At 50.5% G+C, this 14,460-nt stretch carries 15 protein-coding genes; 5 read left to right on the top strand and 10 right to left on the bottom strand.

Features of this window, described 5'->3' with window-relative positions:
- Positions 1-4: 4 nt before the first annotated feature.
- The 4 genes from livG to ACKPVM_RS12015 all read right to left on the bottom strand — a co-directional run bounded on the left by livG (position 5) and on the right by ACKPVM_RS12015 (position 4,215).
- Entirely contained in the window at positions 5-778 is a 774-nt protein-coding gene (gene livG / locus ACKPVM_RS12030; RefSeq protein ID WP_409309285.1) for a high-affinity branched-chain amino acid ABC transporter ATP-binding protein LivG, read from the bottom strand.
- Positions 775-2,046: a high-affinity branched-chain amino acid ABC transporter permease LivM gene (locus tag ACKPVM_RS12025; protein WP_409309284.1), complete on the bottom strand. Its 1,272-nt coding sequence runs from the start codon at positions 2,044-2,046 to the stop codon at positions 775-777. Before ACKPVM_RS12025 ends, livG begins: the two co-directional genes overlap by 4 nt.
- On the bottom strand, positions 2,043-2,969 hold the full coding sequence (gene livH, locus ACKPVM_RS12020) for a high-affinity branched-chain amino acid ABC transporter permease LivH (RefSeq protein WP_409309283.1): 927 nt from the start codon (positions 2,967-2,969) through the stop codon (positions 2,043-2,045). Before livH ends, ACKPVM_RS12025 begins: the two co-directional genes overlap by 4 nt.
- A gap of 133 nt (positions 2,970-3,102) precedes the next feature.
- Positions 3,103-4,215 (bottom strand): branched-chain amino acid ABC transporter substrate-binding protein, encoded by a 1,113-nt coding sequence (locus ACKPVM_RS12015; protein ID WP_409309282.1) that lies wholly within the window; start codon positions 4,213-4,215, stop codon positions 3,103-3,105.
- Between the two features lie 429 nt (positions 4,216-4,644).
- Here ACKPVM_RS12015 and panM point away from each other — a divergent pair, with 429 nt between their 5' ends.
- The gene (panM, locus tag ACKPVM_RS12010; RefSeq protein ID WP_409309281.1) at positions 4,645-5,052 is read left to right on the top strand and encodes an aspartate 1-decarboxylase autocleavage activator PanM; all 408 of its coding nucleotides are present in this window, start codon (positions 4,645-4,647) and stop codon (positions 5,050-5,052) included.
- Positions 5,053-5,102: 50 nt separating this feature from the next.
- Here panM and rpoH read toward each other — a convergent pair whose 3' ends face one another.
- The 4 genes from rpoH to ftsY form a co-directional block, all read right to left on the bottom strand.
- On the bottom strand, positions 5,103-5,960 hold the full coding sequence (gene rpoH / locus ACKPVM_RS12005) for an RNA polymerase sigma factor RpoH (RefSeq protein WP_409309280.1): 858 nt from the start codon (positions 5,958-5,960) through the stop codon (positions 5,103-5,105).
- 209 nt (positions 5,961-6,169) lie between these two features.
- The gene (ftsX, locus tag ACKPVM_RS12000) at positions 6,170-7,138 is read right to left on the bottom strand and encodes a permease-like cell division protein FtsX (protein WP_409309279.1); all 969 of its coding nucleotides are present in this window, start codon (positions 7,136-7,138) and stop codon (positions 6,170-6,172) included.
- The gene (ftsE, locus tag ACKPVM_RS11995) at positions 7,128-7,799 is read right to left on the bottom strand and encodes a cell division ATP-binding protein FtsE (RefSeq protein ID WP_409309278.1); all 672 of its coding nucleotides are present in this window, start codon (positions 7,797-7,799) and stop codon (positions 7,128-7,130) included. The genes ftsX and ftsE overlap by 11 nt, the downstream gene beginning before the upstream one ends.
- A 5-nt stretch (positions 7,800-7,804) precedes the next feature.
- Entirely contained in the window at positions 7,805-9,172 is a 1,368-nt protein-coding gene (gene ftsY, locus ACKPVM_RS11990; protein WP_409309277.1) for a signal recognition particle-docking protein FtsY, read from the bottom strand.
- 280 nt (positions 9,173-9,452) lie between these two features.
- On the opposite strand from ftsY, the gene rsmD reads away from it, so the two are divergent.
- Both rsmD and ACKPVM_RS11980 read left to right on the top strand, forming a co-directional pair.
- Positions 9,453-10,028, top strand: coding sequence for a 16S rRNA (guanine(966)-N(2))-methyltransferase (gene rsmD / locus ACKPVM_RS11985; protein WP_409309276.1), 576 nt, complete (start codon positions 9,453-9,455; stop codon positions 10,026-10,028).
- 45 nt (positions 10,029-10,073) lie between these two features.
- The gene (locus ACKPVM_RS11980) at positions 10,074-10,352 is read left to right on the top strand and encodes a DUF1145 family protein (RefSeq protein WP_409309349.1); all 279 of its coding nucleotides are present in this window, start codon (positions 10,074-10,076) and stop codon (positions 10,350-10,352) included.
- Positions 10,353-10,446: 94 nt separating this feature from the next.
- Here the strand turns inward: ACKPVM_RS11980 and ACKPVM_RS11975 are convergent, their stop codons facing one another.
- Positions 10,447-10,767, bottom strand: a complete 321-nt coding sequence (locus tag ACKPVM_RS11975; RefSeq protein WP_409309275.1) for a DUF1820 family protein — start codon at positions 10,765-10,767, stop codon at positions 10,447-10,449.
- A 183-nt stretch (positions 10,768-10,950) separates the two neighbouring features.
- Between ACKPVM_RS11975 and ACKPVM_RS11970 the strand changes: the two genes are divergently transcribed.
- Together ACKPVM_RS11970 and ACKPVM_RS11965 are read left to right on the top strand one after the other, a co-directional pair.
- A complete protein-coding gene (locus ACKPVM_RS11970; RefSeq protein ID WP_409309274.1) occupies positions 10,951-11,580 on the top strand; it encodes a lysoplasmalogenase in 630 nt (209 codons plus the stop codon).
- Between the two features lie 90 nt (positions 11,581-11,670).
- A complete protein-coding gene (locus ACKPVM_RS11965) occupies positions 11,671-13,983 on the top strand; it encodes a zinc/cadmium/mercury/lead-transporting ATPase (RefSeq protein ID WP_409309273.1) in 2,313 nt (770 codons plus the stop codon).
- A gap of 38 nt (positions 13,984-14,021) precedes the next feature.
- Here ACKPVM_RS11965 and tusA read toward each other — a convergent pair whose 3' ends face one another.
- Entirely contained in the window at positions 14,022-14,267 is a 246-nt protein-coding gene (gene tusA / locus ACKPVM_RS11960) for a sulfurtransferase TusA (RefSeq protein WP_409309272.1), read from the bottom strand.
- Between the last annotated feature and the right edge of the window lie 193 nt (positions 14,268-14,460).

Here is a 14,460-nt window from a genome sequence, read left to right as displayed (position 1 = left end):
AACGTTATCCTTCACCCAGATAAGCACGGATTACATCCGGGTTATTACGAATTTCAGCAGGCGTGCCATGCGCCAGCGGTGTTCCCTGATTGACGACATAGATGCGATCGGAAATCCCCATCACCAGTTTCATATCGTGCTCAATCAATAACACGGTCACATTATGGCTGCCCCGCAATTCCGCAATAAGCTGGTCCAGCTCTTCGGTTTCTTTCGGGTTGAGGCCAGCCGCTGGCTCATCCAGCATCAATAGTTCAGGACGCGTGACCATGCAACGGGCGATTTCCAACCGACGCTGTTGACCATAAGCCAGGTTGCCTGCCTGGCGGTTAGCCAGTTCCAGCAGGCCGATACGCTCTAGCCAAACGGCGGCGCGATCCTGAGCATCCGCTTCAGCACGACGAAACCCGGGCGTCTTCAGCAATCCGGCAAACACGCCGCTTTTCAGATGCTGATGCTGCGCAACCAGCAGGTTTTCTACCACGGTCATTTCACGAAACAGGCGTACATGCTGGAATGTCCGCACAACCCCCATACGCGCAATCGCCTGCCCTGGTAACCCTTCCAGATGACGATCGCGCAACATGATCGTGCCGCCACTCGGGCGATAAAAACCGGTTAGACAGTTGAATACCGTCGTCTTCCCTGCACCATTCGGGCCGATTAACGAAACGATTTCACCCGCATGAATATCCAGTTCCACGTTGTTGACGGCCAGCAGACCGCCAAAACGCATCATCAGACCTCTCACTGATAATAATGGCTGCGTCGTACTCATGCCTGCTCTTCCTTATTCGCGACTTTCAGCTTCATTTGCGGACGCTTCATCGGCAATAAGCCTTGCGGACGCCAAATCATCATCAGTACCATTAACGCACCCAGCAACAACATGCTGTACTCATTTAAGTCGCGCATCAATTCACGGGAAACCACCAGTAGAATCGCGGCAAGAATCACGGCGAACTGTGAACCCATCCCGCCTAATACAACGATCGCGAGCACAAACGCCGACTCGGCAAACGTGAAAGACTCTGGGCTGACAAACCCCTGACGCGCCGCAAACAACGTACCGGCAAACCCGGCAAACGCGGCACTGATCGTAAAGGCGGTTAGTTTGATGCGGGTTGGGCTAAGGCCTAGCGAACGGCAGGCGATTTCGTCATCGCGCAACGCTTCCCACGCACGACCAAGAGGCATACGTAACAGGCGATTAATCACAAACAATGTGAATATCACCAACAGCAACGCCACCAGATAGAGGAATATGATGCGGTCACTGGGATCGTACTTCAGACCAAAGAAATGATGGAACGTATCCCAACCGTCGCGAGCACTACGACTGAACTCCAAACCAAAGAAGGTCGGTTTCGGGATCTGACTGATACCATTCGGCCCACCGGTAATTTCGGTATTGTTCAAGAGTAAAATACGAACAATTTCACCGAACCCTAACGTGACAATCGCCAGATAATCACCGCGCAGACGTAATACCGGAAAACCAAGCAGGAAGCCGGACAGCGCAGCGGTTATACCCGCCAGCGGCAAACTTTCCCAGAACCCTAAGCCATAATAATGATTGAGCAGCGCGTAGGTGTACGCGCCAATGGCGTAAAAACCGCCGTAGCCCAGCACCAGCAAACCCGACAGGCCGACAACTACGTTCAGCCCCAACCCCAGCATGACGTAAATTAGCGTGAGGGTCGCAATATCGACCGTACCGCGAGAAACCAGAAACGGCCAGGCAACCGCCGCAATGATTAACAATGCAGCCAACAGCTTCTGACGCGGCGTACTACCATCAAAACTTGGCAAAACCAACGAGGGACCAGAAAACTTCTTCATACCCGCCAGAAAGAACGGGCGAATAAGCTGGAAGAAGAACACCACGATGCAGCCCGCGCCAATCCAATACCAGCGAACTTCATCCGCCCCCCGAACAACCAACTTGGTGCCGTCCAGACTCAGCTTCATGCCCATTAAGAACGCGGCAAGAACCAATAACATAAATGCGGAGAGAATCGCATTGAACAGGTTGAGTTTCTTCATACTTTTTCAACCTCAGGACGACCAAGAATTCCCGTAGGCATCACCAGCAGAACCACAATCAGTAACGCAAATGACACCGCATCCTTGTACTCCGTACTCAGGTAGGCAGACGTCAGCGCTTCTGCGACGCCCAAAATCAGCCCGCCGATCATCGCGCCAGGAATACTGCCAATGCCACCTAATACCGCAGCAGTAAACGCTTTCATACCGGCCATAAAGCCAATATACGGGTTAATCACGCCGTAGAACTGACCCAGCAGCACACCGGCGACCGCCGCCATTAACGCACCAATCACAAAAGTTAACGAAATGACACGGTCGGTACTGATCCCCAGAAGGCTGGCCATCTTCAGATCTTCCGCACAGGCCCGACACGCCCTCCCCATCCGTGAATAGCGAATGAACAGCGTCAGAGCCAACATAGCGAGGAAAGTCACAATCCAAATGGTTAACTGCATGGTACTGATCGTCGCGGCAAAACCATTAGCTTCACCCAAGACCCACTGTCCTGTAATCATGCTAGGGAGTGCGACGTCGCGAGAACCCTGATTCAAACTGACGTAGTTTTGCAGGAAAATAGACATCCCGATGGCAGAAATCAGTGCGATCAGGCGCTTAGACGTTCTTACCGGTCGATAGGCGACCCGTTCAATACTCCAGCCGTAGGCGCTGGAAATCACCACCGCAGCGACGAAAGCGACGCTGATCAAAATCCAGCTCGCATCAATGCCCATCATCATCAGGGCGGCAATCACAATAAAAGAAACATAGCTACCGATCATGTAAACCTCGCCGTGTGCGAAGTTAATCATGCCGATAATGCCGTAAACCATCGTGTAGCCAATGGCAATCAGCGCATAAGTACTGCCCAACGTCAGACCGTTGAACATCTGCTGAAAAAAGTAAAGGAACTGCTCGGACATACCTTAACCTTAGATTCTGCCCCCGCGCCATACGGCAACAGGGGCATCGGTATTGAGGGATTAATACAGGATCAATTGATAACGATGCTGGCCTCTATGTTAAACACGCTGCCAAAACCGCCTCTCTCGATCGTTACTTCGCTGCGCTGGAGGTACCGTCCGCATGCCACTCGAATACACCAAACTCAAACCCTTTCAGGTCGCCTTTCTCATCCCAGCTCAGTTGCCCCATCACAGTATCGACAGGTTTGGCCTTCAAATCGCTGACTAATGCTTCCGGCTCCATGCTGCCACTACGCTGCATCGCCGTTGTCAGGGATTGTAGTGCGGCGTAGGTGGTCCAGACAAACGGACCAGTTGGGTCCAGTTTTTTCGCTTTCAGCGCATCAACGATCGGTTGGTTGGCGGGTACCTGGTCGTAGCGTTTCGGCAACGTCACCAACATACCTTCAGACGCTTCACCCGCGATATTAGATAAAGAAGAGTTACCTACGCCTTCAGGTCCCATAAATTTCGTCGTCATGTTAGCCTGACGCGCCTGACGCATGAGTTGCCCCATTTCCGGGTAGTAACCACCGAAATAAACGAAATCGACGTTTTCTTTCTTCAAACGAGCAACCAGTGAAGAGAAATCCTTATCACCTGCGGTCACCCCTTCAAACAATACGACATTCGCGTTGGCCTTCTTCAGGTTATCCTGAACAGAGCGTGCCAACCCTTCACCGTACTGCTGTTTGTCATGTATAACGGCAATGCGTTGGGGTTCCACCGTTTCAATAATATACTTCGCGGCTGTTGGCCCCTGATCGGAGTCCAGCCCCGTGGTACGCAACACCATTTTGTAGCCGCGGGTGGTCAAATCAGCGTTAGTCGCGGCGGGCGTAATCATGATCACCCCCTCTTCTTCATACGTGTCAGAGGCTGGTTGAGTGGAAGATGAGCATAAATGGCCGATCACATAACGAATACCATCGCTAATGACTTTGTTGGCGACCGCAACAGCTTGTTTTGGATCGCAAGCGTCATCGTATTCCACACCAACCAATTTATTACCGTTAATACCGCCTTTCGCGTTGATATCAATAATGGCTTGGCGTGCGCCAATAAATTCCATATCACCATATTGCGCAACAGGACCCGACATGGCTCCCACAACGGCAACCTTGATATCCTCCGCACTCGCAGCATGGCTCAACGCCACGGCCATACATCCCATCAGCAATACTTTGCCTTTACTGAATTTCATTAGATCACCCCATCTTCATTATGGTTATTGCTGAGAAAACGACCGCCCCCGTCATAACCTAACTTTTTTCTTATAAGTAAGAACAGGTTATGGTTATTATTGGCAATATTTTCTAATAAGGCTTTATTTTTCATATTATTAAACAGGAATATTATGCTACAAATCAACTCACACTCGCAGAAACAAGCGAGGCAAACAGCATAAAACACTCACCTTAAACGCCAGCTTTTAATCTATATATAGTCAGTTATGCTACTTTGTGCATTAATTTTTGATGTATTACTCGAAAAATAACCGTCAGAAAAAACATTTTTCCCTGCTTGTGACGGCCTATAAAGAATGGACAGTTCGTCACCATAAAAAATCGCATGACGGTGACGTAATAAAACGGCTACATTATTCTTCACTCATTTTATGGAGTGCCAGTCAATGAAACTAACCGTTGAATGTCTCACCCAATTTAGTGATCAGGATAAAATCGATCTGTCTAAAATCTGGCCTCATCAGAATCTCGAACGCCTGGAAGAAAGCCTTAATGTGAACCGTCGATTATTTGTCGCACGCTTCAACGATCGCTTGTTAGCTGCGGTGATGATTGAGGTTGAAGGTGAATATGCTGAATTGAGCGATTTACTGGTGCGTGACGCAACCCGACGGCGCGGTGTCGGGCTCTATCTGATAGAGGAAGTTCGTAAACAACTACCGGACGTCAAGGAGTGGTGGCTGGCGACGGCAGATCATGCGGCGGTCAAAGAAGATGTGCTGGCAAAGTTCATGATTAACTGCGGCTTTTCACCGGTATCCGGTGGCTGGCGCTACATCCGCAATCAGTATTAAAAAAAATGGTCAGGCTTTTTACCTGACCATTTTTTCATTCTGACTATCGTTTAGGCTTCAATCGCCGCACGTAGCTTTTTCATCGCATTCTTTTCTAGCTGCCGTACCCGCTCTGCGGATACGCCGTAAGTGTCTGCCAATTCCTGCAAGGTGGATTTATTATCATCATCCAGCCAGCGAGCGCGGATAATATGCTGGCTACGTTCATCAAGGCTCTGTAACGCATCCGTCAGCTTATCTGCCGCATGGTTCTCCCAGTTGTCCTCTTCAATGCCATCAGCAAAGTCAGAAGATTTATCCTGCAAGTACAACATGGGCGAAACGGCTTTACCATCATGGGTTTCTTCGTCCGGCGTCGGATCAAAGGCCATGTCCTGCGCGGCCATACGTGATTCCATTTCACGAACATCTTTACTGGTCACGCCAAGCTCGCGAGCAACCAACTCAACCTCATCCTGGTTGAACCAGCCAAGACGTGTTTTAGACTTACGCAGGTTAAAGAACAGCTTGCGCTGTGCTTTCGTGGTCGCGACTTTGACAATACGCCAGTTACGCAGCACGTACTCATGAATTTCTGCTTTAATCCAGTGCACGGCGAAAGAAACCAAACGCACGCCCACTTCTGGGTTAAATCGACGCACCGCCTTCATCAGGCCGATGTTACCTTCCTGGATCAAGTCCGCCTGCGGCAAACCATAGCCTGAATAATTACGGGCAACGTGAATAACAAAACGCAGGTGCGACAAAATGAGCTGCTTAGCGGCATCCAGATCGCCCTGATAATGCAGCCGTTCAGCCAGCGCCCGCTCTTCCTCCGCCGTCAGCATTGGATAGGCATTGGCGGCGCGAATATAACCTTCCAGACTGCCCTGGGGAACTAAGGTGAAAGTTTGCATATCTTTAGTCATTCAACCCCTCTCATTACTACCGTTACGTGACACTTTTTCAGTCAATCTGTCAACACGACAGATATAGACAAGGCGCTATTCTAACACCACGCTAGCATCGCGTTTTATGTTAATGCGCTAAAAACGCGCTCTGGATTCAGACTGTGATTTTCTTCACAAGTTCCAAACCTATTGCGCCATTACTTTACACCGTAATATATCAAAAAAAGCTATTGCGGTGTAAAGCGACGTAAATGTTGAACCGTCGCCAACCAGGCCGCCAGCCAACCGATCATTCCGGCAACCAGCAATAGCAACAGAGACTCATCCCAGCTCAGACCTTTCACGGTAAAGGTCGTACCGAATACGGATGCGACCTGCGCGACGACAGAACTGAGTTTCCATACCAGCGCCTGAGACAGGATCAACGATAGTACAGCGCCACCGAACCCCATGACTGCGCCACCATTCAAGAACGGACGCAGGATAAAACCATCGGTTGCACCGATCAGCTTCATCACGTTAATAGTTTCCCGACGACTAAAGATGCTCAGACGCACGCTGTTACCAATCACTAAAAATACGGCGATCACCATCAATATACCAATCGTTGCCGCAATTTGGCCGACGAGGCTAGTCAAAGCGATCAATCTGGCAAACCAGCTATCGTCCATCCGTACTTCATCCACACCTTCCGTCGTCGCTACCCGATCGCGCAATGTCGTTAAGGTGTCAGCGCCCTGAAAACTCATGTTGGGGGTAATAATCGCTACAGCAGGCAGCGGGTTTTCCTCCAGCATATCCAACGCCCCACCAAAACCAGACCAGTTGCGAAACTCGCCCATCGCCTCATCGCGCGACAGGTAATTCACTTTTTCGACACCGTCTTCAGACTGAAGCCGAGCGATCACCGCTTGTGCCGCATTATCATCCAATGATTTATCCAGATACACGGTCAGCTGTGGTGAGGGATACCACTGGGTAGCCGCTTCACTAACGTTCTTCCACACCAGGTAGCAAATACTGGGCAACGCCAGAGAAATGGCGATAACCATCACCGTCAGCAATGTTGCCAATGGTTGGCGCAACATATCATGCAGCGTATTTGCCCAGGCGTAACGCCATTGTTCCTGCCATCCACCACGTAATGCCTTAGCCTTCATACCCGGTTTCTTCGCGTTACGGATGTTATTCGCCATGATGATTTCCCCCAATCATGCGACCATCGGATAGCGTCAGAACCCGATAATGACGACGAGCAATCAACCCGGTATCGTGGGTTGCCATCAACACCGTCACGCCAACCCGGTTAAACTCTTCAAACAAACGCAAAATCCCCTCGGACAGCGCATCATCCAGATTACCCGTTGGTTCGTCCGCCAATAATACCGCGGGCTTATTCACCACCGCACGCGCAATGCCGACCCGTTGCTGCTCTCCGCCTGAAAGCTGGATTGGATAATTTCGGGCTTTATCCAGTAGCCCAACCTTATCCAACGCCGCCGAAACCCGACGACGAATGTCCTCGCTGCTGGCCCCTGAAATGATCAGCGGCATCGCTACGTTGTCATAAACGGTCCTTTCCATCAGTAAATGGTGATCCTGAAAGATCATTCCGATCTGGCGACGTAGAAAGGGAACCTCGCTTTTCCTCAACCGGCTGATATTGTGCCCACCAAAAAGAATTTGGCCTGCGCTAGGTCGTTCAATACCACAAATCAGTTTTAACAGCGTACTTTTCCCGGCACCGGAATGGCCGGTCAGAAACGCCATTTCTGCCGGACGCAAATGGAAATCGACCCCTTGTAGCGCTTGGCGTCCACCGAGATACGCTTTACTGACTTGTTCAAAACGAATCATCCGTTTTAATCCTCTCGGGCAAAAAGTGCCTCAATAAAATCATCAGCCTTAAATGGCCGTAAATCTTCGATGCCTTCCCCAACGCCGATATAACGGATTGGAATACCGAACTGATCGGCAATGGCAAAAATGACTCCGCCTTTGGCGGTGCCATCCAATTTGGTCAACACAATCCCCGTCAGGCCGACAGCTTCATTGAATAGCTTGGTCTGGCTCACGGCGTTCTGTCCAGTACTGGCATCCAATGTCAGCATCACTTCATGCGGTGCATCTTCATCCAGCTTTTTCATCACACGCACAATCTTTTTCAACTCTTCCATCAGATGTGCTTTGTTTTGCAATCGACCAGCGGTATCCGCAATCAACACATCAACACCACGCGCTTTAGCAGCCTGAATGGTATCAAAAATGACAGAGGCGGAGTCTGCGCCCGTATGCTGCGCCACCACCGCAACGTTGTTGCGCTGACCCCAAACCTGAAGCTGTTCCACTGCGGCAGCACGGAACGTATCCCCCGCTGCCAACATGACCGATTTCCCCTGAGCCTGAAACTGACGCGCCATTTTCCCGATCGTGGTAGTTTTACCAACGCCGTTCACCCCTACCATCAGGATGACATAAGGCGTCTTGCCTTCAATATTCAGCGGCTCATCAACCTTAGCAAGAATGGTCGACATTTCTTCTTTTAGCTTAACAAAAAGCGTATCAGCATCTTTCAGCTGTCGACGATTAGCGTGTTCCGTCAGACTGGTAATGATCTTGCGAGTGGTCTCTACCCCAACATCGGCAACCAACAGTTGCTCTTCCAGTTCATCAAACAAATCATCGTCAATTTTCTTACCGCGAAACAATCCGATAAATCCTGAACCCAGATTTTGACGCGTTTTTATCAGACCACGTTTCAGACGGGCAAAAAATCCTTCTTTCGTCGGGCGTTCCTGCTCCTGCAATACCGGCGCTGACGCAACAGGGGCGTCATCCTCTTCAGGCACATCCTCAGGCCGCTCATCTTCATGCGACGAGCTAATCTGTTCAGACTCGGCAATTTGCGCGGGTTCAACCTGTTGTTGTTGCGGCTCAGACGGTTCAGCCTCCACAGCCATCTCGTCTTCTGCCTGTTCGGCATCAGGTATCAATTCCACAGCGTCAGTATGCGGCGTCTCCGAGGAGGTCAGCGCAACCGGAGTCTCACTGTTTGGTTCAGCGATATCATCATGATGACTGCGATCAGGCGATTCATTCGTCGTTGTTTCTGGCAATACGGCAGAGGCATCCTGAACGTCCGTTGGTTCTTGCGGTTGCTCTTTTTGTTCTTCCTCTTGTCGACCTAATCCCAGCCAGGAGAAAAACCCGCGCTTCTTTTCTTTTGTCATGTTGCAATCGCGCTCCACGCCGCTTCGCGCAGCGAATCAATGAAAATCATCGTTAAACCACAAGTTTAACACTTTCCTGCCAACAGCAACACGCAGGCAACAGGGCCAAAAGAAGACAATCTCCGTAACGAAGTATGTCGGCGACCCTACACTTTTGGCTTATGTTACTTAAACAAACCGATCTTAACATTCCCTCTACACCTAACCGTCGTTAGAATAGCGCCAGAATTTTCCTGACTACGCCGATCGGTAACACGGCACACCAACCAATCTACGAGCTATGGCTAAAAAAAACGCATCATCAGCCGCCGGACAAATCCGAATTATCGGAGGTCAATGGCGCGGCAGAAAACTTCCGGTTCCCGAAAGCCCAGGTTTACGACCGACAACCGATCGGGTGCGTGAGACGTTGTTTAACTGGTTAGCCCCAGTGATTCAGGAGGCCCGTTGTCTGGATTGTTTTGCTGGTAGTGGTGCATTGGGACTAGAGGCTCTCTCTCGTTATGCGGCCCATGCCACATTATTGGAAACCGAACGAGCGATAGCGCAACAATTAACGCAGAATCTGGCGCTGCTACGAGCGGAAAATGCGCGAGTCATCAATACCGATACGCTACGCTGGCTGGCTCAGGCGGGTGAGCCTTTCGATGTTGTGTTTCTCGATCCACCATTTCGCAAAGACTTATTGAACAACACGCTTTCATTGTTGGAACAGCAAGGCTGGTTGGCAGCAGAAGCCTGGATCTACGTGGAAACCGAGGCAGAGAACACGCAGTTGGCTATACCGGATAACTGGCAATTACACCGCGAAAAAATCGCCGGTCAAGTTGCCTATCGTTTATACATTCGCCAATGATTTTTTCAGCGACCCATTGTTAAAAAGAGTAAGGGGCACATGATGATATGGATTAATCTGGGGCGACTGTTGATGCTGGGCGTATGGGGATTTCTGATTTTAAATCTGATTCAGCCGTTCCCCAAGCCACTCAATATTTTCATGATAGTGGCGATGTTATTTACGATCCTGATGCATGGCTTCCAATTGCTGTTACTGAAATCCAGTCAGCCGAAGGGGAACACGCCACTTAGCCGAGCCTTACAGGCCCGCATTTTTTTATTTGGCGTATTTGAACTGCTGGCATGGCAAAAGAAACAGCCTAAACATCCCCCGAAACCGTGACTTTCACGATGCTCGGGGAGCAAAACTGACGACCAGCCAACAGCACAATCAAGACAAATGCGCCGAGTAACAGAAACGGGAATTCGTCCATCCGTCAGGGCTTTTTACCCGGCAGATAAGGGAAGTTCGTCACGTTATCGCCCAAATCTGAAATCTGGGCGCTGCCTTTTTCCGTCACGGCATCAATACGAATAATCGCCTGTAAAGGAATAAAACTGCGGCTAACGCCAGAAAACTCCGTTTTGAGCTTTTCTGTAGAAGGATCAACCAATACCGTTGACTGGCTATCGAAAACAAAATCAGCAATTTCAATAAAGCCGAACAAACTGCTCGACACTAACTCGCGCACATAAAGCTGGTAATTTTTACCGTTATTAATAAATTGAATACGATACAGTGCGGATTCATTACTCATTCAACACCACTCTCCTTCAACAGACGTGACGACGCTCATCTGTAGTAAAAACAGGCCGATAAAATAACATGAAGCGTAGGTATTCGCATCCGTCTCACCGGATGTTGTTTATACTGATATTCATCCCCTGCATTGAACCAAGAAAGGGCTAAACCTGACATTATCCTCCAATAAGGACAATCTATGCTTTGGTCATTTATTGCCGTACTGCTCTCTGGTTGGTTATACGTAGATGCCAGCTACCGTGGCCCGGAATGGCAACGCTGGCTATTCAAACCGGTCACATTATTGCTTTTACTCGCATTAGCCTGGCAAAACCCGTTTCTGAACATCGCAGGCTATTTTATCGTCGCCGGGTTGCTGGCGACGCTGGTTGCAGACGCGCTGCTGCTGCTTCCAACGCAACGTTTGTTCTATGCGTTTTCCGCCTACTTTGTGTCCCATCTTCTCTACACCATCAGTTTCTTCGTCAGCCAAATGACGCTGACATTCTTCTGGCCGCTGGTGCTGATACTTGCCGTATTAGCCGCAACGTTGATCGCGACCCTCTGGGGCTCACTTGAACGCCAGCGCTGGCCAGCATGTGCTTTTATTCTGATGACAACACTGATGGTTTGGGTCGCAGGAGAACATTATTTTGCTTTGGGAACCGATGATAACTTCTCTTTACTGGCTGGTTGTTCGCTGCTATTCATCGCGCATGCAGCCTGGCTTATTCACCATTATCGATTCAGTTTTCGCGCCCATCAGGTCATTGTGGCGATCGGTTATTTTGGCGGACATTTCCTTATTGTTCGCTCGCTCTATTTTTAACGGCCACAGCACATGCAAATGCTGGAGTAGCCGCATGCAACGGTGTAAAATCTTTGATGAGAATCACTATCATCAACATAGGAGGAAGGTATGCATTCTCATCAGCACCACGCTCACAGCGGTGAAAAATCAGCCTGCTGTCATGCTCATGCAACATCCGTATCACACGCAGAAAAAAGCTGCTGTGCCGTAAAGCAAGCCCCCAGCTCCGTGGCCAATACCGGTAGGACCACTGATAACGGTGCGTCCGAAAGTGGCGATAATGCCGATTCTGATGATCCTGACGGCGGAGACAGTGACCGATCCCGTTCCCACCAACGTTTCAGTTGGAAAATCAGCGGCATGGATTGTCCAAGCTGCGCACGAAAAGTAGAAAATGCAGTAAAAAACCTTCAGGGTATTGAACACGTCGACGTGTTATTCGCCACTGAAAAACTAATTGTTTCAGCCCAGCAAGATGTCCGCTCCCAAGTCCAACATGCCGTTCAACAAGTCGGTTTCACGTTACAAGATCTCACGCCAGCCAAAACACAGCCTTCTCCTGATTCTCGCCATTTTATTATGGAATATGGCTTCCTGACGCTTTTCGTGTTGCTGGCAGCGGCAAGCTGGGGAGTCTCATTACTGAATAGTGCGTTCGGTGAAATAGCATTTATCGCCACCACGCTTATCGGCCTTGTTCCTATCTTGAAAAAGGCGATGCAGCTGACCCGCTCCGGTACGCCTTTCGCGATCGAGACGCTAATGAGTGTGGCCTCCATCGGTGCGCTCCTGATTGGTGCCACCACCGAAGCGACGATCATTCTGCTGCTCTTTATGTTGGGGGAGCAACTGGAAGCCTATGCGGCTAACCGTGCGCGACAAGGTGTTACCTCACTGATGGCGCTGATCCCCGAAGATGCCATCGTAATTAAAAATGAACGACGCGTTAAGGTGCCCGTTGCCAGCCTCTTACCCGGTGATGTCATTGAAGTTGCGCCTGGGGGACGCCTGCCCGCCGATGCAGAGCTACTTATTACCGAAGCGAGCTTTGATGAAAGTGCGTTAACGGGTGAATCGGTACCCGTTGAACGCCGCGCGGGTGACAAGATCGCTGCTGGCAGTTTGTGCGTCGATAAAATGGTGCAGTTACGCGTCATTTCGCAACCAGGCAATAGCGCGATCGATCGTATTCTACAGTTAATCGAGGAAGCCGAAACGCGACGCGCACCGATAGAACGTTTCCTCGACCGCTTTAGCCGTTACTACACCCCCGCCATCATGCTTCTATCGCTGCTGGTTATTCTGCTACCGCCGCTATTGCTCGGGTTGCCTTGGCAGGACTGGATTTACCGTGGGTTAACGCTGTTATTGATTGGCTGCCCTTGTGCGCTGGTTATCTCTACGCCCGCTGCAATTACATCCGGTTTGGCAGCAGCGACCCGTCAGGGCGCCCTCATCAAAGGCGGTGCCGCGCTGGAAGCACTCGGCAGCATCCGCACGATCGCTTTTGATAAAACGGGGACGCTGACGGAGGGCAAACCGCAGGTTACCGATATCTTACCAACGGCTGGCGTGAGTGAAACCGCGTTATTGACGCGCGCGGCGGCCATCGAATCCGGTTCCCACCACCCACTCGCCCAAGCCATTGTGCAACATGCGCACACCGCCAGCGCCTTCCTGCCAGTTGCAGAAAATCGCCGTGCGCTCGCCGGTGTTGGTGTGGAAGGGACGATCGCCGGTAAGCTCATTCAGGTTAGCGCACCAGCCAGATTAGAGCCGAATATGCTGGATCACCTCTGGCAGCAACAGGTTGAAACATTAGAAAGCGAAGGCAAAACCGTCGTGGTGGTGCAAGAAGATCGTCGCGTACTGGGCTTACTGGCGCTACGAGACACATTGCGTACCGATGCGCGCAATGCATTGGCTGACCTGCAAAGCATGGACATCCGCTGCATTATGCTCACTGGCGACAATCCTCGTGCCGCCGCCGCTATCGCTACTGATTTAGGCATCAATTATCGCGCAAGCCTGCTACCTGCCGACAAGGTCGCAGCGATAAGTGAGCTGAATCAGCAGCACCCGGTCGCGATGGTCGGAGACGGCATCAATGATGCGCCGGCCATGAAGGCCTCAACCATTGGGATTGCGATGGGAAGTGGCACTGACGTTGCGTTAGAAACCGCTGACGCTGCGCTAACACACAGCCGCCTCGGTGGCTTAGCCAGCATGATTCGGCTCTCTCGGGCAACAAACGCGAATATTCGGCAGAATATTAGTATTGCACTGGGGTTAAAAGCGGTGTTTCTGGTCACCAGCATCTTGGGTATCACAGGGCTTTGGCTTGCTGTGCTGGCAGACTCCGGCGCAACAGCATTAGTCACCGCCAATGCGTTACGATTGCTGAAAAAGAAAGGTGAGTAAAAACTGTGTAACGCCCTGAAATTCAGGGCGTTCAATGTTTAGCACCCTTTACGCAGTAAATAGCGATAGGGAAGTTGCTCGGTCACCTGCGCCAGTAACTCATGTTCCATATAGCGGCAGAAACCCGGAATATCTCGGGTTGTTGCCGGATCGTCCGCTATCACCAACAATGTTTGTCCTGACGCCATCTGGCGCACAGTCTTACGCACCATCATTACCGGTTCAGGGCAGCGTAACCCTTGAGCATCAAGGGTTTTATCGGGGTTAGCGAAAGGATCGGTCATCAACGTTCTCTGTATTGGGTTATTAACAGCGGCCTTAGTTTACGCCGGAGATTTTATGACGCAAGCCACAGCAGACCCAGCGTAAAAAACGACCTATTCATTGGCAAAACACATTGCATTACCAACCCAATTGCGTATGATGCCGCCGCATTGCTGAAAAAACAGCATGCCATTATTTCTTGGGTTCCCTAAC

The sequence above is a fragment of the Pectobacterium hainanensis genome (assembly GCF_046237015.1).
GTDB lineage: Bacteria > Pseudomonadota > Gammaproteobacteria > Enterobacterales > Enterobacteriaceae > JBJYIN01.
This window is presented reverse-complemented; position numbering and strand designations above follow the sequence as displayed.